General features: G+C 44.1%; 1 protein-coding gene. It reads left to right on the top strand.

Annotated elements, in window-relative coordinates; translation table 11 throughout:
• Positions 1-640: 640 nt before the first annotated feature.
• A partial coding sequence (gene ltrA / locus CWB66_RS03780) for a group II intron reverse transcriptase/maturase (RefSeq protein ID WP_252371708.1) occupies positions 641-1,615 on the top strand: 975 nt, incomplete at its 3' end.

Below are 1,615 nucleotides of genomic sequence, written 5' to 3'. Positions count from 1 at the left end.
CCAACGCCTAAATAACAGGCTAAGTAATGGTTGGCTAAAATTGTGTAGCGAAGCGTAACGTAGCCAACTGTTACGTGTCCTTGTTTATTTACTTGTGTACGCCCGACATGGGCATTGACTTATGAGGTGAAAGTCCTCTGTAGGAAGATCACCGTTTAAATAACACACTGTTATTAAACGATAACTACTAGCGAATGGCAAGGGCTAAATCGCGAGAGATAGTCTAGAGGAAGCCGCTAGCAAATCTGTGAGCTGATGAACAAAAACATCATATGAGGCGTAGGCTGGAGACGAGCTAGCACAAGATAGCGAAGTCATGTGATCTAACGGCCACCGTAAATGATGCAGTTGTGCAGAGAAAGTCGATGCACCTTATTCGGGGAGATCTGATAAACACGCATCCGCGCTAACGCTTGAAGATTACCAGTTAGGGACTGGTTGTTCAACCCTTGGCGCTTTGGTTGCTGCGACCTACAGCGAGCGAAATAGCAGTAAACAAGCGTTAGTTTCGACGCGCTTTATCGAGTAATCGCTAGAGTGATTTATCAGAAGTCAGCAGACGGCATAGTAGCCAAACGCCCATCGTAATGGAGGGGACACGGTGAAGGCCTGAACATCTTAACCAGAGGAGATACTACAAATGAACTTGAATTCACATAGATCACCGTGTTGTGATAGTGATGAACAGCGTTCGACTGTGAATAATACCTCGAATGAATACAACCAAACAGATCGTGACCTGATGGCAAGGGTACTGAGCAACCACAATATTGGTGCAGCATGGCAACATGTTAAGCGCAATAAAGGGGCTGCGGGTATTGATAATATGAGTATTGAGGAATTTAATGACTTCGCTAAGTTACATTGGCTGGGTATTAAACAACAATTACTTAGCGGCACTTATCAACCCTTGCCAGTCAAACGCGTGATGATACCCAAACCCGATGGCGGTGAGCGAATGCTTGGGATCCCTTCTGTTATCGACAGAGTGATCCAACAAGCTATTGCTCAAGTGATTAGCCCTTACTTTGAGCCTCTATTTTCACCACATAGTTATGGTTATCGCCCTCATAAAAGAGCCAGCCAAGCAGTAAATCATGTTCAATCTTGTGTTAAACAAGGTTATAAAACAGCAGTTGATATTGACTTGTCTAAGTTCTTTGATGAAGTAAACCATGACATGCTGATGAATCGTGTTGGTCGTAAAGTCAAAAACAAAGCACTCATGCGCCTACTTGGTAAATACCTCCGAGCGGGGATCGCAGAGCGCGAAACGGGTCTGTGGTTTGAGTCAACCAAAGGAGTCCCTCAAGGTGGGCCATTATCCCCTTTACTTTCCAATATTTTACTCGATGAATTAGATAAGAAGCTAACCTACAAACACCTTAAGTTTGCACGTTACGCTGATGACATAATCATTTTAGTAAAAACGAAAAGCGAAGGACTCATAATCCAACGGGAAATTACTGCGTTTATCACTCAGCGATTAAAACTCAAAGTGAATGAATCGAAAAGTCGAGTCGGTCCCGTATCAGGCTCGAAATTTCTCGGGTTTACCTTCCGTTACGCTCAAGTGCAGCTCCCCGCACAGGCGCTAAAGACATTTCAAGCAAAT

The organism is Pseudoalteromonas sp. S558 (genome assembly GCF_005886635.1).
Classification (GTDB): Bacteria; Pseudomonadota; Gammaproteobacteria; order Enterobacterales; family Alteromonadaceae; genus Pseudoalteromonas; species Pseudoalteromonas aliena.
This window is presented reverse-complemented; position numbering and strand designations above follow the sequence as displayed.